Origin of the sequence: Janthinobacterium sp. LPB2021202312-11-4 (assembly GCF_037049705.1) — a bacterium.
Classification (GTDB): Bacteria; Pseudomonadota; Gammaproteobacteria; order Pseudomonadales; family Pseudomonadaceae; genus Aquipseudomonas.
Window position 1 is genome coordinate 130295 of the sequence record NZ_JBAGKV010000003.1, and the last position, 23447, is coordinate 153741.

Consider the following 23447-nt stretch of genomic DNA (forward strand, 5'->3'; position numbering starts at 1 on the left):
AGCGGGCTTGCTCGCGAAGGCGGTGTGTCAGCCAACATCATGGCTGACTGATCAACCGCATTCGCGAGCAAGCCCGCTCCCACAGGGGTGTGCTGGGCCGCAAAAAACAACGTAGCGCAACGCGGTCAACGTAGGAGCTGCCGAAGGCTGCGATCTTTTGATCTTCGGCGACACCCGAATCATCGAGAATCAAGATCAAAAGATCGCAGCCTGCGGCAGCTCCTGCCGGGATCTGCGTTTAGGCAAAAAGAGCACGTACATTCAATTTTTCCCCTCCTGAGCCCGGCACTATCAGATCAAGTGCCGGCGAAGCCATGCCGGTGATTTTTCAAGGGAGCGGGCAGGCCATGAACGCAGCGGGATGGGATGAACGGGCTCGGGACCTGGGGTTGTTGTTTCTGCGGGTCAGCGGCGGGTTGTTTCTGCTGTGGGTCCACGGCTTGCCGAAGATGCTGGACTTCAACGCGCAACTGAAACTGATCGAAGACCCGTTCCACCTCGGTGCCCACCTCACGCTGATCCTGGCGATTTTCGCCGAAGTGCTGTGCCCGCTGCTGATCGTCGCCGGGGTGCTGGTGCGTTTGGCGTGCTTGCCTATTCTGTTTGTGCTGTTGGTGGCGCTGTTGATCGTGCATCCGCAATGGAGCCTGTTCGAAGGGCAGTTCGGCTGGCTGCTGTTGATCGTGTTCACCAGCATCCTTATCGCCGGGCCGGGACGGCTGGCGCTCAATGATCGTTTCGCCGGAGTCTTTCGTTATGCCTGATGCCAACCGCGCCGACGCTGCAAAACCGGGTTTCGAGGAAGTCGTGACCTTGATCGTCAAGCACCGGGTCAAGGCCGGTTTCGAGGCCCCGTACGAAGCCTGGCTGCGCAACATCGTGCGCATCGCCGGGCAGCGCGAAGGGCATCTGGGGGTGGACGTGGTACGCGGCAAGAACGCCGGCCTCGACACCTACACCTGCATTTTGCGTTTCTGCTCCACCGAAGCGATGCAACTGTGGCTCGATTCGCCGCAACGCCTGGAACTGGTCAACGAAGCCACGCCGATGCTGGCCGACGGCGACCAGACCGAAGTCGCGCCGGTCAATGAATTCTGGTTCTCGCCACTGGCCGACGCCGCCAAACCACCGCCGCGCTGGAAGCAGGCCGTGATCACGTTGCTGGTGATTCTGCCGCACACCTTGCTGGTGCCGCTGATCTGGGGGCCGTTGCTCAAGCTCAATGCCTTCCTGTCGAACTACGTGGTCGCCACTTTCCTGATCACCGTGACCATCGTGGTTTCGGTGGTGTACCTGTTCATGCCTCGGGCGACGCGCCTGTTCGCGCCGTGGCTGACAGCCGACACGTCTCATTCCACTACGCCTGAGGAACCGCGATGAACGCCGATCTGATTTTATTCAATGGCCAATTCCACACCGTCGACCGCGAAAAGCCGTTGGCCAGCGCGGTGGCCATCAAGGACGGGCGCTTTGTCGCGGTCGGCAATGACGGCGAAGCCATGGCCCTGCGCGGCTCTGGCACCCAGGTCATTGACCTCAAGGGCCGTTGCGTGATTCCCGGCCTCAACGACTCGCACTTGCACCTGATCCGTGGCGGCTTGAACTACAACCTCGAACTGCGTTGGGAAGGCGTGCCGTCGCTGGTCGATGCCTTGCGCATGCTCAAGGACCAGGCCGACCGCACCCCAACCCCGCAATGGGTGCGTGTGGTCGGTGGCTGGAACGAATTCCAGTTCGCCGAAAAACGCATGCCGACCCTGGAAGAACTCAACCAGGCCGCGCCGGACACCCCGGTGTTCGTCCTGCACTTGTACGACCGTGCTCTGCTCAACCGCGCCGCTCTGCGCGTGGCCGGTTACACCCGTGATACACCGAACCCGCCGGGCGGCGAGATTGTCCGGGATGCCAACGGCAACCCGACCGGCATGCTGGTGGCGCGGCCGAACGCGATGATTCTCTACTCGACCCTGGCCAAAGGCCCTAAGTTGCCCCTGGAATATCAGGTCAACTCGACCCGTCAATTCATGCGCGAGCTCAATCGCCTGGGCCTGACCAGTGCCATCGACGCCGGCGGCGGTTTCCAGAATTACCCGGACGATTACCAGGTGATCGAGCAGTTGGCCAAGGACGAGCAACTGACCGTGCGCATCGCCTACAACCTGTTCACCCAGAAGCCGAAAGAAGAACTCAGCGACTTTAAGAACTGGACGTCGAGCGTGACCCTTCACCAGGGCGACGATTACCTGCGACACAACGGCGCCGGCGAGATGCTGGTGTTTTCGGCGGCGGATTTCGAGGACTTCCTCGAACCGCGCCCGGACCTGCCGCAAACCATGGAAGACGAACTGGAACCGGTGGTCCGCCACTTGGTCGAGCAGCGCTGGCCGTTCCGTCTGCACGCCACTTACAACGAATCCATCAGCCGCATGCTCGACGTGTTCGAGAAGGTCAACCGTGACATTCCGTTCAACGGTCTGCCGTGGTTTTTCGACCATGCCGAAACCATCACCCCACAAAACATCGAGCGGGTGAGGGCGCTGGGCGGCGGTATTGCGATTCAGGACCGGATGGCATTCCAGGGCGAATATTTCGTTGAGCGTTACGGTGCCAAAGCCGCCGAAGCCACGCCGCCGATCAAGCGCATGTTGGCCGAAGGCATACCGGTCGGCGCCGGCACCGACGCTACGCGGGTGTCCAGCTACAATCCTTGGACCTCGCTGTACTGGATGGTCAGCGGCCGTACCGTTGGCGGTCTGGAGCTGCACGCCGAAGGCCTGTCGCGGCTGACTGCGCTGGAGCTATTCACCCACGGCAGTGCCTGGTTCTCGTCCGAACAGGGCAAGAAAGGCCAGATCAAGGTCGGGCAACTGGCCGACGTCGCGGCCCTGAGCGCAGATTTTTTCAGCGTGGATGAGGAAGCGATCAAATGGATCGAGTCCGTGTTGACCGTGGTCGGCGGCAAAGTGGTGTACGCCGCCGGTGACTTCGAAAAACTCGGCCCGGCCAGTGTGCCGGTACTGCCGGACTGGTCGCCGGTGGTGAAAGTCCCGGGCCACTGGCGTCCGACTTCGCCGATGCAGGCTCAGGTTCACCATTGCAGCGGGCCGTGCGGCGTGCATTCCCACAGCCATGAAAAGGCCCGTTTGTCGAACGCGCCGGTCAGCGATTTCGCCGGTTTCTGGGGCGCCTTTGGCTGCTCGTGTTTCGCTTTCTAAACGCACATAAAAAAGCGCCGGCCCCACGTGCCGGCGCCCTAAGCACCATCCCACTACCGAGGAGTTTCACATGAGCAACGTTCCGTACAAACGCCTGAACAAAGACGACGCCGTTGTACTGTTGGTTGACCACCAGACCGGCCTGATCTCGCTGGTGCAGGATTTCTCGCCCAACGAATTCAAGAACAACGTGCTGGCCCTCGCGGACCTGGCCAAGTTCTTCAAACTGCCGACCATCCTCACCACCAGCTTCGAAAACGGCCCGAACGGCCCGATGGTCCCTGAGCTCAAAGAACTGTTCCCGGACGCGCCGTACATCCCGCGCCCAGGCCAGATCAATGCCTGGGACAACGAAGATTTCGTCAAAGCCGTGAAAGCCACTGGCCGCAAGCAGTTGATCATTGCCGGTGTGGTGACGGACGTCTGCGTGACCTTCCCAACCTTGTCCGCGCTGGCTGAAGGCTTCGAAGTGTTTGTGGTCACCGATGCGTCGGGCACCTTCAACGAAACCGTGCAACAAGCCGCCTGGGCGCGTATGTCGGCGGCCGGTGCACAACTGGTGAACTGGTTCTCCGTGGCTTGCGAGCTGCAAGGCGACTGGCGCAACGACATGGAAGGCCTGGCCAACCTGCTGTCGCCACGCATTCCAAACTATCGCAACCTGATGAACAGCTATTCGGTACTGACCGCTAAATAAGCAACAGCTCTCCCCGTAGGAGCTGCCGAAGGCTGCGATCTTTTGACCTTGCTTTTAAGAAGATCAAGGTCAAAAGATCGCAGCCTTCGGCAGCTCCTACAGGTTTTTTCAGCGCTTTTGTAGCCAGCCGAGAAACCCTCCTTTCCTGACCGGAACTGGTTTGGCCATCAACGCCAACCGACTGTTCTGCTGCCGAACGGCCTGCAACTTGTCCAACGCCCGTCCCACCTCGCCACGTTGCTGCATGCAATCGCGGGTCAGGGACTTGTCTATCCGGTAGATGATGCACGACGTCAACGCTGTGAAGCTGGCCTGGGACGGTGTGTCGGTGAGGATGCTCTGTTCGCCCATGACCTCGCTCGGCCCCATGCGCCCGGCTTCAGTCTGCCCGGCACCATCGGGCACGGTGGCGCTGACCACGCCGGTGGCGATTACGAACAGACTGTCCGGCACTTCATTCAAATCCAGCACCACCTGACCCGCCGCGTACTGCTGCGGGACCATCGCTTGCGCCAGGCGATCACGTTCATCCTCATCCAGCGAACGGAAGATTTTCACTTCATCGAGCAGGGCCCGCGCTCGGGTGGAAGGCTCGATCACACCATCGAGCTGCCGGGAAATCCCCGCCGCTTCCAGGTGCCGATGGGCCAGGTCGAACAGTTGATTACGCACGTCACCTTTTTTGCCCAGCTCAGCGATAAACCCGCTGGCCACATAGATGGACATGGTTTCGCCGGCCTCTTTGAGCAGCGCTTTCGGCGCCGGGTTGAGCAGCAATGTGCTGCTGCCCTGAAGCGTGCGATCCAGCGCATCCAGCACCCGACGCGGGCGAATGTGGTTGGGCACTTGAATACTGATCGACACACCGTGCATGTTGTTCGGCCGGCTCAGGTTGACGATTTTCGCCTTGGCCGCCACTGAGTTCGGCACCACTGCCAGGGTGCCGGTGCTGGTGAGCAAATGGGTGGCGCGCCAGTCGATGTCCAGCACCTTGCCTTCCACGCCGTCGATCACTACAAAGTCGTCCACTTGGTACGGCTTGGTGGTATTGAGCACGATCCCGGAAAACACATCGCTCAAGGTACTTTGCAGCGCCAGGCCGACCACGATCGCCACCACCCCGGAGGTCGCGAGCAAGCCTTTGACCGGCAGATCCAGCACGTAACCGGCCGCTGCGACGATGGCCACCAGAAACACCAGTGCGCCGATGACGTCCTGCAACAACCGTCCGCTGTGCCCGATGCGCCGCATCAGCGCCAGGCCGATCACTTCGGTCAGCACCCGGGCGGCGTACAGCCACCAGAGAATCCCCAGGGCCGTGGCTCCGAGTTGCGCCACCCGGTCATCGGCAAACAGCGGCGCCTGCAACGGGCTGACGCCCGCGTTGATGATGACCGCGCTGAACATCAGGAACAGCGCCAGGCGCAGGCCGATGCGGGTGACGCGATGGGGGATCGGCGCGAGGTGCCAGAGCAGGGCGTCGATCGCCAGCAGCAGGGCGCTCAGGGACAGGGGATGGCCGTAGAGGAAGGACATGGGAAACTCCGGGAGTTTGGCGTGGCGCAAAAAGATCGCAGCCTCCGGCAGCTCCTACAGGGATTGAGTACACCCGATTATTCGCGGTTGTAGGTGATCCTGTAGGAGCTGCCGAAGGCTGCGATCTTTGCTTTTTCTAACTCAGTTCAGATGCGTCTTGAGTTCCAGTGCCGCCTGCCGCACCGCCGCTTTCACTTCCGGAATCTGACTCAGCGGATTCAACAAGCCAAAGTCGTGAATCATCCCGTTGTAACGCACCGCCGTCACCGGCACACCCGCCGCATCCAGGTGACGGGCATAGGCTTCGCCTTCATCGCGCAACACGTCGAACTCGGCGGTCTGCACCAGGGCTGCGGGCAAGCCTTTGAGCTGTTCGGTACTGGCCTGCAACGGCGAGGCGTGGATCTGCGCACGCTGACCGGCGTCGGTGGTGTAGTTGTCCCAAAACCAATTCATCATGCCCTTGGTCAGGAAATGCCCTTCGGCGAATTGCTGGTACGACCCGGTGTCGAACTGCGCGTTGGTCACCGGCCACATCAGCAACTGGAAGCGCAGCGCCGGGGTGTGTTGTTCCTTGGCCATCAGGGCCACGACCGCCGCCATGTTACCGCCGACGCTATTGCCGGCCACGGCCAGACGCTTGCCATCGACGCCGATCTCTTTGCCATGCTCGGCGACCCAACGAGTCGCGGCATAGGCCTGGTTGATCGCGGTCGGGTACTGCGCTTCTGGCGACGGCGTGTAATCGACATACACCGCGACCGCGCCGGAACCCACCACCAGGTCATGAATCAGGCGTTGGTGAGTCGGGTAGTCGCCCAACACCCAACCGCCACCGTGGAAGAACATGAACACCGGCAATTCACCTTTGACCTTGGCCGGGCGGACGATTTTCAGATTAATGCTTTGCTCGCCAACCTTGATCGCACGGTCGCTGACTTCCACACCCGACAAATCCACTTTCACCGAGTTCTGCGCGCCGGTCAGCACCGCACGGGCATCCTTGGGGCTCAGTTGTTCGAGGGGTTTGCCACCGCCAGCAGCGAGGGCTTCGAGGAAGGCCTGGGTGTTGTGTTCGACGCCTGGGCTGCCAGCAGCGAAAGCGTTGCCAACAGCGAGGGCGAGGAGGGAAGCGGTCAGGGTTTTTTTGACGAGGTTCATGGCGTAAATCCTTTTTAATTAATGTCGTTAGTCCCCGTAGGAGCTGCCGAAGGCTGCGATCTTTTGATCTTGCTTTGGATCGGGGAAGATCAAAAGATCGCAGCCTTCGGCAGCTCCTACAGCGAGTAGGTCTGGGCTTCATCAGCACCGTGGACACAGATTAATAGGGTGCTAGAAAGGGAAAAAGCGGCTATAAAGTGTTTGACTGTCAACCAGGGCGTGACAATGAACCCGTTCGAAGATATGCGTATTTTTTGCCAGGTCATGGACTCCGGCAGTTTCACCTCGGCGGCCGATCAATTGGGCCTGTCCAAGCAATTCGTCAGCCGTCGCTTGATGCAACTGGAAGAGCGCCTGGGCGTGCGTTTGCTCAACCGCTCGACCCGACGCCTGGACGTGACGCCGCTGGGCCAGAGCTATTACGAATCAGCCTTGCGCCTGCTCAGCGAAGTCGAGCAAGTGGAGCAGGGCATCGCCGGCCAGACCACCGAGCCGCGCGGCACCATTCGCCTGAGCGCGCCGCTGTCGTTTGCCCTGGCGCATTTGGGCTGCCTGCTGCCGGTGTTTTTGCAGCGCTATCGCGATGTCACCGTGGAAGTGGACCTGAGCGACCGGCCAGTGGATTTGCTCGGCGAGGGCTACGACCTGGCGTTGCGCATCGGCGTGCTGGAAGACTCGACCCTGATCGCCCGACGCATCGCCTCGATTCAGCGGGTGTACTGCGCCAGCCCGGCGTACCTGGCCGAGCGCGGCACGCCGGACAAACCCGAAGACCTGCTCAACCATGACTGCCTGCCGTATGGGCACGGGCGCCAGGTGCAATGGCGATTCGAAGGGCCGGGCAAACCGCTCACGGTCAACGTCACCGGGCGGATGCGGGTCAATAACGGGGAGTTGTTGAAAGATGCGGCGATTGCCGGGATGGGGATTACCTACCTGCCGACGTTTATCGTTGGCGCGGCGTTGAAGGATGGACGGCTGGTGCCGGTGCTGGAGGATTTTCGGCCGGAACCACTGACCTTGTCGGCGGTGTACCCGCAACATCGACAAGGGTCGCGGCCGGTGCAGGCGTTTATCGAGTTTTTGCGCGAACGTCTGGAACACAACCCCCTGTAGGAGCTGCCGAAGGCTGCGATCTTTTGATCTTGATCTTTTTAAAAGCAAGATCAAAAGATCGCAGCCTTCGGCAGCTCCTACAGGGGGTTGTGTTGTTAGTTGGCCCGTTTGTCGTCGCCGGGTTCGCCGCCGACGTGAACGCCATGGTCGTCGGCCACCTGACCGACCGCCGCGTGGATGCCATGGTCATCGCCTATTTCGCCTGCGCGATGGACACCGTGATCATCGCCCGGTTGGCCTGCCGCGTGGACGCCGTGATCATCGCCGACTTGACCGGCCGCATGGACACCGTGGTCGTCACCCACTTCACCGGCACGATGAACGCCGTGGTCATCGCCTATTTCACCGGCACGATGGACGCCATGGTCATCTCCGGGTTCGGCATGGGTGCCGTTGCGCCCGGAGGACGCGTTATCACCGGAATGTCCCGGGCCATGATCGCTGCCGCTGTGGCTGCTGCTGTTTCCACCGTTGCCGCTGCTGCCGCTGCCACCGTGACTGCCGCCATTTCCGCTGCCACCGCCCGAACCGCTGCCACCAGATCCGCCACCGTTGCCGCCGCCGCCCGAACCGCCAGATCCGCCGCCGCCCGAACCACCACCGCCATGGCCGCCGCCACCACCACCCGAACCACCGCCGCCCCCGCCACCCGAGCCGCCGCCACCACCTCCGCTACCGCCATCCTTGGCCTGTGCGCTCGACATTCCGGACAGGCTGTCCGGGATCAATACGGTAGACGCCGACAAAACTGCGCCAATAGCTACTGCCAGTAAAAGCTTGTTGATGTGCATGTCGTTCTCCGTCTTTTTATTCAGGTTGGAACGTTGATGAACAATGCAACGTGCTGCTTCATTCAGTGAGTAAACACCCCGACGTTCTGATTTATTCGGTTGAAACGTCGATAAACGCTGCAACGTGCCGCTCAACCCTCTTCCAGAGGGGTCAGTGAATGCTTGAGGCCAGCTCGAAAATCGGCATGTACATCAGGATCACGATGACCCCGATCAGCAAGCCGATGAAGGTCATCAGCAGCGGTTCGAACAAGCGCACGAACCACTCGAGCCAGCGGCTGATCTCTTCGTCGTAGAAATCGGCGCTGCGTTCCATCATTTGCCCGAGGTTGCCGGATTGTTCCCCCGCCCGCAGCAGGCGCAGGGACACCGGGGTCACCAGGTGATTGAGTTCCAGCGCGGTGGACAACGACTGACCTTCGCGCACCCGTTCGCAGGCCTGGTCCAGGCGTGTGCGCGAGGCCACGGTGAGCAGGCCGCGAACCATGCCCATGGCGGTGACGAGGGGGATGCCGCCCTGGAGCAGAATCCCCAGGGAGCGGTAGAAGCGCGCCAGTTCGTACATGAAGATCCGTTGATGGACCGCCGGGAGTTTTTCGATCACCCGGTCTACGGCGCGACGAAAGGCCGGTTGGCGCTGGAGGAAGGTGAGGGCGACGATGATTGCCGCCAGGGTGCCGAAGAATTCGACTTGGTGCGCGTGCAGGAACATGCCGCTGCTCATCAGGATCTGCGACATCCAGGGCAGGTTCGAGCCCAGGCCTTCGAACACCAGGCTGAAGCGCGGCACCACGTAGCCCATCAGAAACAGCACCACGCCACCGCCGACAATCAGCAACAGCATCGGGTAGATCGAGGCGCTGACAATCTTCTGCCGCACTTCGTCCATGCGCTGGCGATAGCTGACGTAACGGCCAAGGGCCTCGCCGACCGCGCCGGTCTTTTCGCTGGACTGCACCAGTGCCACGTAGAGCGGCGGGAACACCGCCGACAGCTGACCCAAGGCCTGGGAAAACGATTTGCCTTCATACAGCAGGCGCACCAGTTCGCTCAGGGTTTTGCGGGACTGGGGCGCGGTTTCCTTTTCCGCCAGGCTTTCCAGCGCATCGATCAGCGGCAGGCCGGCGTTGAGCAACGTGGTCAGTTCCTGGCTGAACAACACGAGGTTGAAGGTATCGCGCTGGCGTAGGCGCAAGGCCCGCCAGTGCCGCTCGGCCTGCAGGCTGACCACGCGCAAGCCCTGGTCCTCGACGATGCGCCGGGCCTCGCTGTGGCCGGGCGCCTCGACGGTCATCGAGACCACACCTGCCTTGCCGACGGCTTTGAGATGAAAGCGCATGGGCGTTGCTCCGGTCATTGCCAGTTGGTGACTTCGGCGTTTTCGCCTTCGCCGCCGGGTTGCCCGTCCTTGCCCAGGGACAGCAAGTCGTACTCGCTGTTTTCCCCGGGGTAGCGGTAGGTGTAGGCGCGACCCCAGGGGTCCAGGGGCAATTTTTTCTGCAAGTACGGGCCGGTCCAGCGGGTTTCATCGCTGGGTGCGGTGACCAGCGCTTGCAAACCCTGTTCGGTGGACGGGTAGTGACCGACCTCCAGCCGATACAGATCCAGTGCCTTGCTCAGGCCTTCGATCTGCGCCTTGGCCACCTTCACTTCCGAGCGCCCGAGCTGGGCGAAATACTTCGGCGCGACGATGCCGGCCAACAACCCCAGCACCACCAGCACTACCAACAGTTCGAGCAAGGTGAACCCGCTTTGGGCGCGCGGGGCGGAACACGGACGCTGTTTCATGATGACCTCATCCACTGGGCAGCACAGTTGCTATGAGGGCTTATGCAATTGCCATGCTCACGCTTGGTGATTGCGCTGAACCCCTTGTGATACGGGGCTTGGCGCCGACGGCACAGTGCTTGCGTATGGCTGGTTGACTACCGGCCATTGGGGCATAAGCCCCGTTTTTCGGGGCCGGCCAGGGGAGGCATGACACATGAAAGCACTCACCACAGGATTGCTCGGCGCGCTGCTGCTGACCGGCGTTGCGCAGGCCGATGTCTTCATCTCCGTGGACGCCAAGGGCAGCTATGTACTGTCCAACGTCCACCGCCCCGGACGGCACTATGAGCGGGTGATCCATGAGCCCGAAACCGCCCAACTGAGCATGGATCAGCAACCGCAAATGATCGCCAACCAGCCCTATGCCGAACTGGTCTCGGCGGCGGCCACGGCCAATCAATTGCCGGCGGCGTTGCTGCACGCGGTGATCCAGGCCGAGTCGCGCTACAACAGCAGCGCCACCTCGGCCAAAGGCGCCGGCGGGTTGATGCAATTGATGCCCGACACCGCCCGGGAAATGGGGGTGACGGACGTCTATGACCCCAAGGCCAACATCCAGGGCGGCGCCCGTTACCTCAAGCGGCTGATGACCCTGTTTGACAACGACATCACCCTCGCCGTGGCCGCCTACAACGCCGGGCCGGAAGCCGTGCTCAGCCGTGGCCGCATTGTCCCGCCGTTCGCCGAAACCCAGCGTTACGTCCCCAGTGTCTTGCGCCAATACCGGCGTTTGCAGGGCCTGGCGGTGGATGCGCCGCTGTGACCGCAAAGCCTGGGGCGTTTGCCCCACATGTGGGGCAAGCCGGGGTGGCCCGGAATGTGGGGAATGGGTGGGGAATATCCCCCGACTTATCAAGTCGTCTTCCTAACTATCTGATTAATGACACTATTTTTTGTGGCATGCGGTTTGCTCAAGGTGACTTGTAGAGAATTATTCTTGTGTGCAACCACAGCGAGGCCCGTGATCATGACCGGCATATCCCACGCTCATCACTTGGTTAACCTGCTGCTGTTTTTGGCGCCGTTGTTTGGCATCCAGCTCGCCGACGCCGCCGTGCGCTGTGAGCGCAATCTGGTGGCCAACGTCGTGGCGCTCGATCAGCCGCTGATGTTCAACCGTCTCGGCGCGCAAAATGCCAACGGCATGATGTTCGCCTTGCGCCGGGACGTGGTCGATGACCATGACATGTCCCTCGCCCAGGGTGGCGCGGCGGTGCCGGGCAAAGTTTCGTTGCGGCCCGACAAGCGTCCACGGCCATTGGTGTTGCGCGTCGCCGCCGGTGACTGCCTGACCGTCAATCTGCAAAACCTGCTGGCTTACCAGGCCAATCCCGGCAGCCACGAAGGCGGGGACGAAGGCGAGATCGAGGGTGAAGTCGGCGTCGGCAATGACGACAACTTCAAGGTCGATGATCAGGTCACGGATCGTCATGTCGGTTTCCAGGTCAATGGCCTGCAAGCGGTCAACAGCATTGATGACATCGCTTCCTTTACCGGGCGCAACGCCAACACCCTGATCGCCCCCGGTGCAACGCGCAGCTACACCTTGTACGCCGAGCGCGAAGGCGCGTTTGCCGCCAGCAGCCGTGGCGCGACATTCGGTGGCGAGGGGGCGGCCGGTAACGTCGCCAACGGTCTGTTCGGCGAAGTGGTGGTGCTGCCCAAGGGCGGCCGCAGCTATCGCAACACCCTTACCGAAGAAGAAATGCGCCTGGCCAGCAGCGGCCGCACGCCCGCCGGCCAGCCAATTGTCGACTACCAGGCACGCTACCCGCAGCGCCAACCCTGGGTGCGCGAAGGCAAGGCCGGCACGCCGATCATCAACATGGTCGACGGCAACGAAATCATCTCCAGCGAGAGCGATGCGATTGTCATGGGCAGCAATGCCGACGGCAGCTTCCCGCCAGCCACCTATCCACTGGAAGCCATCGGCAAACGCAACCCGGCGCTGCCCAATCGGCTGGAGCCGTTCCGCGATTTCGCCTCGCAGTTCCAGGATGAAACCGCTGTGACCCAGGCGTTCCCCGGTTACTGGGCCGACCCGGTAATGGCCCACGTGCTGGAGCCGACCCGCGACTCGTTCATGATCAACTACGGCTCCGGCGGCATGGGTGCCGAAGTGGTTGCCAACCGCTTGGGCGTCGGGCCGATGCACGATTGCCTGTCCTGCGCCTATGAAGAATTTTTCCTCAGTTCCCACACCGTGGGCGACGTGGCGATGCTGGTGGACGTGCCGGCCAACGCTGGCCTGGAAAACATTCGCCCCGGCGAAACGCCCCGCGCCGATCAGGTCGGGGTCAAAGCGACGATGGCGCTGTATCCGTCCGAGCCGGCCAACGTCAACCACAGCTACATCGGTGACTTCGTCAAATTCCGCAACACCCACAACGGCCACGAACAGCACATCTTCCATTTGCACGGGCATCAGTGGCTGTTCAACCCCAACGATGACAACTCCGACTACGTGGACGCCCAAGGCATCGGTCCGGGCGCCGGCTACACCTATGAAATCGCCAATGGCGGTTCGGGCAACCGCAACCGCGTGGCCGGCGATGCGATTTATCACTGTCACTTCTACCCGCACTTCGCCCAAGGTATGTGGGCTATGTGGCGGGTGCACGATGTGTTTGAAGAAGGCACCAAACTCGAAGTGTCCCAGCAGGGCGCCGACGGGTATCACAGCGAACCCTACGCCTTGCGCAGCGGCAAACCGGCGGCCGGCGCCCGGGCCTTGCCCGATGGCGAGATCGTTGCCGGGACGCCGATTCCCGCTGTCGTGCCGTTGCCGGGCAAAGCCATGGCGCCGATGCCGGGCAAAGTCGCCGTGGTACCGAAAATCGGCGAAACCCTGGTGGCTCATGATGACGATGAGGATGACGACAACAGTGAACATCAGAGCGGCGGCACGCAAGCCATCGGTTCACTGGCCCTGGTGGATCGCAGCGAAGCCAACCGCAATGCCGACGGCAGCCTGAAAAACCCCGGTTATCCGTTCTGGATCGGCGGCATGGAAAGTTCGGTCGGCCAACGTCCGCCAACGCCACCGCTGGACATGCTTGACGCCGCCAAGGCGCAGGCCTTGAAAAGCAGCGGCAAGGCCTTGTGGGCCAACCTCGATCCGGCGCAGTCCGGGGGCTGGGACGGCGGTCTGGGCCGGCATTCGCTGGACGGTTTCTCCTCCGGTGGTACGGCGCACACCATCACCACCTCGCTGGATTTCTCCAAGGAAGTCACCCGCGCCAAACCGATCTACCTGCCGGAAGAGGGCACCGAAGTCGAACAGGTCGCCATGGCCTTCCACGGGAAAAAAGATCACCCCAGCTTCGCGCTGCTGCCCGGCAATCAAATCGTGGCGAAAGCGTTCCGCACCAACGGCGCGTTGCCGATCGCCGGCGCGCCGTACTACGAACCGTGCATGGACGACCGACAAAAACGCCTGACCGCCAGCGCCGGCAGCGGTGAGTTCAACAGCGGCGAGCGGGTCGATGGCCTGTCTTTCACCGGAGCCTCGACCTTCACCGCCGACCGTCCGCGCATCTACAAAGCCGCGAACATCCAGTTTGACGCGGTGTACAACAAGGTTGGCTACCACTTCCCGCAAGCACGCATTTTGGCGCTGTGGGAAGACGCCTGGCCGGTGATCACCAAGCAGCGCCCGCCAGAGCCGCTGGTTATGCGCATGAACACCTTCGATTGCGTGCAATACCAGCAAACCAACCTAGTGCCGGCCACCTATGAGATGGACGACTACCAAGTGCGCACGCCGACCGACGTGATCGGCCAGCACATCCACCTGCCGAAGTGGGACCTGACCGCCGCCGACGGTTCGGCCAACGGCTGGAACTACGAAGACGGCGTGCTTTCACCTGGCGCCGTGGTGGAACGCATCCACGCGATTCGCGAGTTCAACCAGTGCGAAGGCACCGACCCGCGCGACGGTACGCCGGCCTGCCCGAAAGCCAAGGCACACCCGTATTTCGGTCAGTATGGCCGGGCGGACTGGCTCGGGGCACGGACCGCGATGCAGCGCTGGTTTGTCGATCCGGTGGTCAACACCAAAGGCGTCGACCGTGGCCTGGGAACCATTTTTACCCACGACCACCTCGGCCCATCGACGCACCAGCAGATTGGCTTGTACGCCACCGTACTGGCTGAACCGGCCGGATCGACCTGGTTCCACGCTGAAACCGGCGAGCCGTTGTACAGCGGCGCCCGGCAGGACGGCGGGCCGACCTCATGGCAAGCGGTGGTGTCCACTGGCGACCTGGACGGCGACGGCAAGAACGACAGCTTCCGTGAGTTCTTCCTCGAATACAGCGACTTCCAGCACGCCTATGAAGCCGGTGTGTACGTGGGCGCCGGCCCGGATGGCGTGCCGAATCCGCAAGCGTTCCCGGCGACGGCTGACAGTTTCCGCTACTCGATCAACCCGCCATTGCGCAAACAGGCCGAGACCTTGCTGGAGCAAGTGGTCGAAACCCGTGGCGGCTTGATGCCGGGCTGCCCGAGCCGGCCATGCCCGCAAGCGATTTCGGTCGATGACCCGGGCATGTTCGTGGTCAATTACCGCAACGAACCCCTGGCCCTGCGGGTGTTCGATCCGAACAAGGTCGGCCCGGACGGCAAGCGCGGCATGCAGGCCGACGGCCTCGGTGGCGACCTGGCGTACGCCATGCAGAGCCGCACCGACCGTGCGATCCCGGCGATGAACCTGGCGCCGAACCTGGTCACCGCAGCCACCGGCCCGACCGGCGGCACCACGCTGTTCCCGCCGCACATCAACCGTGGCGGCGCCGAACCGGGTGACCCGTTCACCCCGATGCTGCGCACGTATACCGGCGATAACGTGCGGCTGCGGGTGCATGCTGGCGGTCACGAAGAAGAGCACAACGTGACCCTGCACGGCGTGAAATGGCTGCAAAGCGGTTCCGGTTTCGGCAACAGCTCCAACTCCGGCTGGCGCTCGTCGCAGATGATCGGGATCTCCGAGCAGATGGGCTTTATTGCACCCGTCTCGATGCTCTCCAGTTCGGCGGCCACCACCGGGGATTATCTGTACTCGATGGACGCGTCCCTGGAAGGTTACTGGAGCGGGATCTGGGGCGTGATGCGCAACTACACGGCCCAGCGCAACGACCTGTTCGCCCTGCCGAACAATCCGAAACCGGCGGGCATGCGCAACACCGTGGCGTTCGACGGCACGTGCCCACGGATCGGCGCCAACCCCAATGGCATCGGCACCCGGCCCACCGTGCAACGCAACTATGAAGTGGTCGCGGCGCTGGCCAACGACATCCTCGGCAACCCGCTGAGCCTGTCGATCGGCGATCCGGCAGGGCTCGGCCAGCATGTGGGCGGGCCGTTGAATCCTGCGGGCGGTACGCTGGTCTACAACTCCCGGGCCAAGAGCATTCCCCAGGTCACCGTGACCGATCCTGAAGATGGCGAGACCTTCACCATCGGTGGGCAAAGCGGTCCGTTGCATGACCCGACGGCGATTCTCTACGTGCGCAAATCGGACCTTGATTCGGTCACCGGCAAGCTCAAACCCGGCGTGCCCGTCGAACCGCTGGTGTTGCGCGCGGCGGCGGGGGACTGCATCAACATCACCCTGGAAAACCGTTTGCCCAGCGTGATGCCGGACCTGGCCCAGACCGCTGTGATGCAAGGCGTGGTCAAGCGTGATCGCAACAACGGTGAAGGCTCGACCACGTTCAGCAACAACCTGATGCGACCGTCGAGCCACGTCGGCCTGCACGCACAACTGCTGGCCTACGACATCACCAAATCCGACGGCACCAACGTCGGCGCCAACCCGATCCAGACCGTGCCACCGCGCGTTGGCAACAGCGGCGCGTACCCGACCCGCACGTATCAGTACTACGCCGGGCACCTGGAGCGTGAAGGCAAACCGATCTCGCAACTGGGTCGCAGCGTCGACAACATCAACGCCACGGCGGTGGAGTTCGGCGGGTTGAATTTCACCCCGGCGGATGTGATCAAGCAGCCGCAAAAAGGCCTCGGGGGGGCGATGAGCATCCTGCCGATCGGCGCGACCTGGGTCGACGATGTGCGCAAGGCGTCGGCCACGGTCACGGCGGCGGGGCAGACCACTTACCGCGACTTTGCGCTGGTCTGGCAGAAGGCGTTGAACATGCGTTGGGCCAATGGCCGGCCGGTGGAAGGCATCGCCTCGGAAGGCAACGGCGTGCCGACCGATCCGCAGGACAACTCGAGCATGGCGATCAACTACAAGACCGAACCGCTGTGGTACCGCTTCGGCCTGGCGCCGGACGCGCCGTTCGGGCATGCCGACGGCAACGGTTACGCCGACGTACCCAACGCGCACATGGCCTACAGCAACGCGCTGGTGGGCGGCGATCCGCAGACGCCGGTGCTGTATGTGAAACCGGGGCAACCGTTCCGCACCCACATCCTGATGCCCACCGGTGGCAGCCGTGGCTCGACGTTCCAGCTCGATGGGCACGTGTGGTCGGTCAATCCGTTCCAGTCGGAGAAGAGCGACACCGGAGGCTATCCGATGAGTACGCCGGGGGTGGGCTCGGTGCGGTTCGGTTTGAACCCGATGTCGATGTACATCGGCGCCCACGAAAGCATCCTGCCGGCGGCGCATTTCAGCTTCATGCACCCGAGCGCCGGGGGCAGCAACGGGATACCGGGCGACTACCTGTACCGCGACTACGCCGCCTACGGCAACACCGCCGGGCTTTGGGGATTGTTGCGGGTGACCAACGAACCGGAACCGGCCCCGGCCCCTTAGGACATGGAGCACATCACCCCTGTGGGAGCGGGCTTGCTCGCGAAAGCGGTGGGTCAGGTGACATTGAGGGTGAATGTGATGGCCTCTTCGCGAGCAAGCCCGCTCCCACAGGGGAGGGCGGGGTTGGGCACAGATGCTGCGGCCGCTGGAGATCGAATGTGGGAGCGGGCTTGCTCGCGAAAGCGGTGGGTCAGGCGACATTGATGGTGAAGGTGACGGCCCCTTCGCGGGCAAGCCCGCTCCCACAGGGTGCACCGTTTCTGTAGGAGCGAGGCTTGCCCGCGAAGGGTACGACACGGTGTTGATGATGTGGCGGATGACGCCTTTGCGGGCAAGCCTCGCTCCTACAAGGATCGGGGTTGGGCACAGATGGCGTGGCCGCTGTAGATCGAAGGTGGGAGCGGGCTTGCTCGCGAAAGCGGTGGGTCAGGCGACATTGATGGTGAATGTGGCGGCCCCTTCGCGGGCAAGCCTCGCTCCTACAAGGGTAGGGCGTGGCAACTGATGTGTAAGGGGAGACGCGTTATGAACAGGACTATCAGAATCGCCGGGTGTGCGCTGGTTGCGGGCCTGGCGCTGGTGTGGCTGGGCGTCTGGCGCACCACGCCGCCGGACATGCTCAGCGAGGTCGCGCTGCCGGACACCTGGAGCGGTCAATCACTGGCCCGCGACGGGGTGGCGGTGGACTTCAAGCTGCAGCCGTTGGCCGAGGACGGTGTGCTGCGCGAAGGCGGGTTTGCCGACGTGCAATTTCGGGTTAGCGACAGCAACTCCGGCCAGCCGCTGGCCGGCGTCAACCCCGGCGCCTGGCTCGACCCGGAAACCGTCGCCGCCGACCAGGCCCAGGGCCGTGAGAAGAGCTGCAAGTCCCGGGTCGGGGTGTTCCTCAAATCAAGCATCGGGGCGCGGCCGCTGCTCGACCTGAACAGTTATTTCCTGCTGGTGATGAATCGCGATGCCAGCGTTTCGGTGGTTGATCCGTCGGTGTCGGTCGGCGGGATCACCAGCACCATGGCGCGGATCAACCTCAAGCAATCGCCGATGGACTGGGTCACCACCAAGGACAACAAACGCGTGTTCATCTCGATGCCGGTCGCCGGGGAAGTGGCGGTGCTCGACAGCGAAAAATTCCAGTTGCTCGACTCGGTGGCCGCCGGCAGCAACCCGGTGCGGCTGGCGCTGCAACCGGACGAGCGTCTGCTGTGGGTCGGCAACAATGCGCAGAACCCCGAACAGTCCGGGGTCACGGTGATCGACAGCCGCAGCCTCAAAACCCTCAAACACCTGGCCACTGGCCGTGGGCACCACGAAATCGCCTTCAGCAAGGACAGCCGTCACGCCTTCGTCACCAACCGCGACGACGGCACCCTGAGCATCATCGACATCGCCAGCCTCACCATCAACAAACAACTCAAGACCGGCAGCCACCCGTTGTCGGTGGCGTACTCGCCGCTGTCCCAAGCGGTGTACGTCGCTGATGGCCAGGACGGCAGCGTGACCGTGGTCGACACCAGCAGCCTGGCGGTGCGGCGGGTGATCACGTTGAGCCAAGGCCTGGGGCCGATGAGCTTCAGCGCCGATGGCCGCTTCGGCGTGGTGCTCAACACCCTGGAAAACCGTGCCGAAGTCATCGACGCCGCCACCGATTCGCTGATCCATACAATCGACGTCTCCGCCGAGCCCTATCAAGTGGTGTTCACCAAGGCCTACGCCTACGTGCGCGGCCTCGCCTCGGCCAAGGTCACGATGATTAACCTGGCGTCGCTGGGCGAAGGGCGCACGCCGATCAGCCAGGGTTTCGAAGCGGGGCCCCAGGCGCCACGGCTGGCCGGGGATTTGCCGCTGGCCTCAAGCCTGGCGGTGTCGCGGGATGACAACGCGGTGTTCGTGGTTAACCCGGTGGACAACACCACCTACTTCTACGCCGAAGGCATGAACGCGCCGATGTCCGGCTACCCCAATCGCGGGCAAGTGGCGCGGGCGGCGATGGTCATTGACCGCAGCTTGCGCGAAGTCGAGCCGGGGCTGTACAGCGCGCGGATCAAACTGCCGTCGGCCGGGCGTTTCGACGTGGCGTTCCTGCTCAACCAGCCGAACATTGTTCATTGCTTCACCGCCCTGATCGAACCGGACAAAAACCTCGCGCAACACCCCGGCGTGCCGAAGGTGCAATTCATGCTAGACCGCTCCACGGCCACCCTCGGCAGCCCTTACCTCGTGCGGTTTCGCATCGCCCAGGGCAACCGGCCGGTGCAACGCAAGGATGTGCAACTGCGTTACTTCCGCGCCCCGACCTCCCGGGCCCAAGAGGTGGCAGCCCTCGACGTCGGCGACGGTGTGTACGAAGCGCCGGTGACCCTTGACCAAAGCGGCGCCTGGTACCTGCATGTGCGCGCGGCGTCCTTGGGCGCGAGTTTCGATGACAAGACTTTTGCCAGCGTTCGGGTCCTGCCCGGCGATGCTCACTGAAGAGGAAATCGACATGAACCGATTCACACATCACGGATGGCTGACGTTCTGCCTGTTGGCCGCTGGCATGGGCCAGGCCCTGGCGCATTCGGCGGATGAGCACGCCGGGCACAACACCCCACCGGCCAAGACCCAGGAGAGCGCCCAAGTGAAATTCGCCGACGTCGCGCTGATGGACCAGACCGGTAAAGCGGTGAGCCTGGAAAAAGACCTCATAAGTAACAAAATCGTGGTCATGAGTTTTATCTACACCAGTTGCACCACGGTGTGCCCGGTGGTGTCGTCGATCATGGGCAAGGTGCAGAAACAGCTCGGTGCCCGGGTCGGCAAAGAGGTGCAACTGGTGTCGATCAGCATCGACCCGCAACGCGATGACCCCAAACGCCTGAGCGAGTACGCCCGCAACTTTCAGAACGGTCCCGGCTGGAGCTGGCTCACCGGCACCCCGCAATCGGTGAACGAAACCCTCAAGGGCCTCGGCACCTTCAGCGGCGACTTCAAGAACCACGCGCCGCTGATCATGGTCGGCGACGGCAACAGCCGCCACTGGACCCGCTACTACGGCTTCACCGACCCGACAGTGCTGACTCGGGAAGTGGAAAAACTCAGCGGCCAGCGCAACATCCACGCCAAACACACCGCCATCGCCATGGAGGTTCAGCCATGAGACCGCTCGACTGGATCAGCCTGATGGTGTGCTTTTGCATTTTCAGTTCGGTGGCGTTTGCCCACGAAGGGCATGTCGCGCCGCCAGTGACTGCTACCGCAGCACCGGCCGGCGGCACCCACGATGCGCAAACCTGGTTCACTGACACGCCGTTGCAGGACCAGAACGGCAACACCCTGCGTTTCTACAGTGATGCGCTGCAAAACCGCGTGGTGCTGCTGAACGTGATTTTCACCAGTTGCAATGACGCCTGCCCGTTGATCACCCGCAAGCTCAAGGAAGTGCGCGAAGTCCTGGGCGACAAGGCTGACGGCATTACTTTCATCTCCCTTACCAGTGATCCGCTGCGGGACACCCCGGCGGTGCTCAAGGCTTACACCTTGAAGCAGGGCGTCGATGGGCCCCACTGGCTTTTTCTGACCGGCGACCAGGCGCAAATGGACCTGGTATTGAGCCGCATCGGCCAGATCGTGCCGACCCCCGAGCAGCACTCCACGCAACTGATCGTCGGTGATGTGGCCAACAAACGCTGGAGCAAGATCCGCCCCGATGCACCGGCCGCCGCCATTGCCCAGCGCTTGCAGTTGCTGACAATGCCCGTGGTCGGGCGCTGAGTCCGGGTCATGAACATTGCCCTGTTGATCCTGCTCGCCAGCCTTAGCCTTAGCCTGAGCGCCAGCGCGTTGTCGCTGAACCCCAGCGAAACGGCCGGTAAACGCCTGTACCGCGAGGGGCTGTCGGGCAGCGGCGAGCCGGTCATGGCGCGGGTCGGCGCGGCGGACATTCTGCTGCCCGCCAGCAGCCTGCCGTGCGCCAACTGCCATGGCGCCGACGGTCAGGGGCGCGCGGAAGGCGGGGTGCGGCCGCCGGACCTGAACTGGTCGCGGCTCAGCAGCACCTATGGGCAACAGCAGGTCAATGGTCGCGATTACCCGGCCTACACCGACGGCACGCTGGCGCGGGCGATCCAGGAGGGTCGCGACCCCGGCAACAATCGGCTCGACCCGGCGATGCCACGGTTTGTGCTGTCGATGAAGGATCAACGGGACCTTGGCGCCTACCTCAAGCGCCTGGCCGAGGATCGCGACCCCGGCCTGGCCGCCGACAGTCTACACCTGGGCACCTTGTTGCCGAGCCAGGGACCGTTGAGCGAGGAGGGCGCGACCGTGGCGGCGGTGCTCAAGGGCAGCGTGGCGCGGATCAACGAGAGCGGCGGTATTCATGGCCGCTACCTGCGCCTGACCATCCTCGATCCCGGCCCGGACCGCGCCAGCGCCGAACAGGCCCTCGAACGCCTGATCGATCAGGAGCAAGTGTTCGCCCTGATCGCGCCACTGGTTCCGGCGCTGGAAGGCGAACTGGCCGCGCGCCTGGAGCGTGCCGGGGTGCCGCTGATCGGGCCGCTGTCGTTGCAAGGCTCGGCCCAGGGCAGTCGGCAGATTTTCGAACCGTTGCCCGGTCTGCGCGAGCAAATGATCGCCCTGGCCGACTACGCCACCCACAGTTTGCGGGTGTTGCAGGGGCCGACGCTGATCGCTTACCCGGACGACCCCGGGCAACGCCTGGCGGCGCAAAACCTCAGCCAGTATTTGCAGGACCACGGCTGGCAACAGGTGCGTTTGCAACCCTACGACTCGGCCCAGGATGAGTTGCCGCTGGGTTCGCGTTCGGTGTTTTACCTGGGCAGCAGCACTGGTTTCAGCCGTTTGGCCGAGCGTTTGCAAACGGCGGGGCAGGTGCCTTACCTGTTCGCCGCCTCGAACCAGGTGGCGGGGGATTTGCTGCAGGTGCCCAGTGGGTTTTCCCGGCGGGTGTTCCTCGCTTATCCGTTCGTGCCCAGCGACTGGACCCCCTCCGGGCGCACGGCCCTGACCTTGCTGCGCGAGCATCAAGGCCTCGGCGGCCAGCACGCGGTGCTGCAAGTGGGCGCGTTCAGTTCGATGCTGCTGCTCAGCGAAGGCATGAAGCAGGCCGGTCGCGACGCCAGCCGCGAGAAGTTGATCAGCGCCCTCGAAGGCCTGCACGACTTCGACACCGGGCTGACCCCGCTGATCAGCTTCGGCCCCGGCCGGCGTCTGGGCCTGAGCGGCGCGCACATCGTCACCGTGGACCTGCCCGACCAGCGTTTTTATCTGGTCGCGCCCTATAAACCTATTGCTGCCACACCCTGACCGGAGGCTTCGATCATGAAGACGCTATTGTTGCTGCTGATGCTTTGGGTGCCCGTGGCTTTCAGCAATAACGGCCCGGCTGCGGCGCGGGTCAATGGCGAGGAGATTTCCGCGTTTCGCCTGGAGCGTTACTTCGCCGAGTACCTGGAAGACCAGGGCCGGGCGGTGGCCAGCATTCGCAATCCCAAGGCCTATAAGCAACTGCGTCAGGCGGCCCTTGAGGCGTTGATCGACAAGGAGTTGTTGTGGCAGGAAGCGCTCAAACGCGGGGTGCAGATCAGCGACGCCACGGTGCAACATCAAGTCGAGCAGACGCGCCAGGCCATCGGCGGCGCCGAGGTGTTTGCCCGCAAGCTGCAAGACGCCGGTTTCGACGAGGCCAGTTTCACCGAGTACACCCGGCGTGAACTGGCGGCCCAGCAGGTGTTCGCCGAGCTGACCCAAGTGGCGGAGCCGAGTGAACAACAGGTGAGGGCGTTCTTCGAAGAACACCGCGCCCAGATGAGCCGCCCCGAGGAAGTCCAGGCGCGGCATATCCTGATCAAAGTGCCCCAGGGTGCCGATGCCGTCACGGTTGAGGCCGCACGTCTACGCTTAGAGCAGGTACGTGTGCAAATTGTCCAGGGGGCCGACTTCGCCAGCGTGGCCAAGGCCCATTCCGAAGATGCATCCGCCAGCGAGGGCGGCGACTTGGGCTACTTTCCACGGGGGCGCATGATGCCCGCGTTCGAAGCGGCGGCGTTCGCCCTGAAACCGGGCCAGGTCAGTGAGCCGGTACGTACACCGGTTGGCTGGCACTTGATTTATTTACAGAACCACCAGGAGGCGACCGATGTCTCACAGGAGCAGGGGCTTGAAACAGTCCGGGTGTACCTTGCCCGGCAACAAAAGGTCCAGGCTCGTCGAGACGTTTTGGCGCGACTTCGATCCAGCAATCGAATCGAGCGGATTGACGATGATTGAACGTTCCCCCCCAATAGTGGGGAAAAGCTTCAATGCCAATCCGTGCGCTT

General features: G+C 62.9%; 17 protein-coding genes. 12 read left to right on the forward strand and 5 right to left on the reverse strand.

Annotated features, from left to right (window positions below; genetic code table 11):
- Positions 1-347 precede the first annotated feature (347 nt).
- The 4 genes from V5E99_RS04605 to ycaC all read left to right on the forward strand — a co-directional run bounded on the left by V5E99_RS04605 (position 348) and on the right by ycaC (position 3912).
- A complete protein-coding gene (locus V5E99_RS04605; protein WP_499801293.1) occupies positions 348-764 on the forward strand; it encodes a DoxX family protein in 417 nt (138 codons plus the stop codon).
- A complete protein-coding gene (locus V5E99_RS04610; RefSeq protein ID WP_499801295.1) occupies positions 757-1380 on the forward strand; it encodes an antibiotic biosynthesis monooxygenase in 624 nt (207 codons plus the stop codon). Before V5E99_RS04605 ends, V5E99_RS04610 begins: the two co-directional genes overlap by 8 nt.
- Positions 1377-3215, forward strand: coding sequence for an amidohydrolase (locus V5E99_RS04615; RefSeq protein WP_499801297.1), 1839 nt, complete (start codon positions 1377-1379; stop codon positions 3213-3215). Before V5E99_RS04610 ends, V5E99_RS04615 begins: the two co-directional genes overlap by 4 nt.
- 70 nt (positions 3216-3285) lie before the next feature.
- Positions 3286-3912: an isochorismate family cysteine hydrolase YcaC gene (ycaC, locus tag V5E99_RS04620; RefSeq protein ID WP_123513827.1), complete on the forward strand. Its 627-nt coding sequence runs from the start codon at positions 3286-3288 to the stop codon at positions 3910-3912.
- 108 nt (positions 3913-4020) lie between these two features.
- On the opposite strand, the gene V5E99_RS04625 is transcribed toward ycaC, so the two are convergent.
- Together V5E99_RS04625 and V5E99_RS04630 are read right to left on the reverse strand one after the other, a co-directional pair.
- A complete protein-coding gene (locus V5E99_RS04625) occupies positions 4021-5448 on the reverse strand; it encodes a mechanosensitive ion channel domain-containing protein (RefSeq protein WP_499801299.1) in 1428 nt (475 codons plus the stop codon).
- Positions 5449-5589: 141 nt separating this feature from the next.
- Positions 5590-6609 carry an alpha/beta hydrolase gene (locus V5E99_RS04630; RefSeq protein WP_499801301.1) on the reverse strand — a complete coding sequence of 340 codons (1020 nt, stop codon included), beginning with the start codon at positions 6607-6609 and terminating at the stop codon, positions 5590-5592.
- Positions 6610-6834: 225 nt separating this feature from the next.
- Here V5E99_RS04630 and V5E99_RS04635 point away from each other — a divergent pair, with 225 nt between their 5' ends.
- On the forward strand, positions 6835-7725 hold the full coding sequence (locus V5E99_RS04635; protein WP_499801303.1) for a LysR family transcriptional regulator: 891 nt from the start codon (positions 6835-6837) through the stop codon (positions 7723-7725).
- 95 nt (positions 7726-7820) lie between these two features.
- On the opposite strand, the gene V5E99_RS04640 is transcribed toward V5E99_RS04635, so the two are convergent.
- The 3 genes from V5E99_RS04640 to gspG all read right to left on the reverse strand — a co-directional run bounded on the left by V5E99_RS04640 (position 7821) and on the right by gspG (position 10304).
- Entirely contained in the window at positions 7821-8516 is a 696-nt protein-coding gene (locus V5E99_RS04640) for a hypothetical protein (RefSeq protein WP_499801304.1), read from the reverse strand.
- A gap of 151 nt (positions 8517-8667) precedes the next feature.
- Positions 8668-9855: a type II secretion system F family protein gene (locus V5E99_RS04645; protein ID WP_499801306.1), complete on the reverse strand. Its 1188-nt coding sequence runs from the start codon at positions 9853-9855 to the stop codon at positions 8668-8670.
- A gap of 14 nt (positions 9856-9869) precedes the next feature.
- Entirely contained in the window at positions 9870-10304 is a 435-nt protein-coding gene (gene gspG / locus V5E99_RS04650) for a type II secretion system major pseudopilin GspG (protein WP_499801308.1), read from the reverse strand.
- 196 nt (positions 10305-10500) lie between these two features.
- Here gspG and V5E99_RS04655 point away from each other — a divergent pair, with 196 nt between their 5' ends.
- From V5E99_RS04655 to V5E99_RS04685, 7 genes are all read left to right on the forward strand, one after another.
- Positions 10501-11109: a lytic transglycosylase domain-containing protein gene (locus V5E99_RS04655; RefSeq protein ID WP_499801309.1), complete on the forward strand. Its 609-nt coding sequence runs from the start codon at positions 10501-10503 to the stop codon at positions 11107-11109.
- A 204-nt stretch (positions 11110-11313) separates the two neighbouring features.
- Positions 11314-17127, forward strand: coding sequence for a manganese-oxidizing multicopper oxidase MnxG (gene mnxG / locus V5E99_RS04660; protein WP_499801311.1), 5814 nt, complete (start codon positions 11314-11316; stop codon positions 17125-17127).
- Positions 17128-17652: 525 nt separating this feature from the next.
- On the forward strand, positions 17653-19596 hold the full coding sequence (locus V5E99_RS04665) for a cytochrome D1 domain-containing protein (protein WP_499801313.1): 1944 nt from the start codon (positions 17653-17655) through the stop codon (positions 19594-19596).
- A 13-nt stretch (positions 19597-19609) separates the two neighbouring features.
- A complete protein-coding gene (locus V5E99_RS04670; RefSeq protein ID WP_499801315.1) occupies positions 19610-20263 on the forward strand; it encodes an SCO family protein in 654 nt (217 codons plus the stop codon).
- A complete protein-coding gene (locus tag V5E99_RS04675) occupies positions 20260-20877 on the forward strand; it encodes an SCO family protein (RefSeq protein ID WP_499801317.1) in 618 nt (205 codons plus the stop codon). The genes V5E99_RS04670 and V5E99_RS04675 overlap by 4 nt, the downstream gene beginning before the upstream one ends.
- Positions 20878-20886: 9 nt before the next feature.
- The gene (locus tag V5E99_RS04680) at positions 20887-22434 is read left to right on the forward strand and encodes a cytochrome c/ABC transporter substrate-binding protein (protein ID WP_499801319.1); all 1548 of its coding nucleotides are present in this window, start codon (positions 20887-20889) and stop codon (positions 22432-22434) included.
- Between the two features lie 15 nt (positions 22435-22449).
- Entirely contained in the window at positions 22450-23397 is a 948-nt protein-coding gene (locus V5E99_RS04685) for a peptidylprolyl isomerase (protein ID WP_499801321.1), read from the forward strand.
- Positions 23398-23447 lie beyond the last annotated feature (50 nt).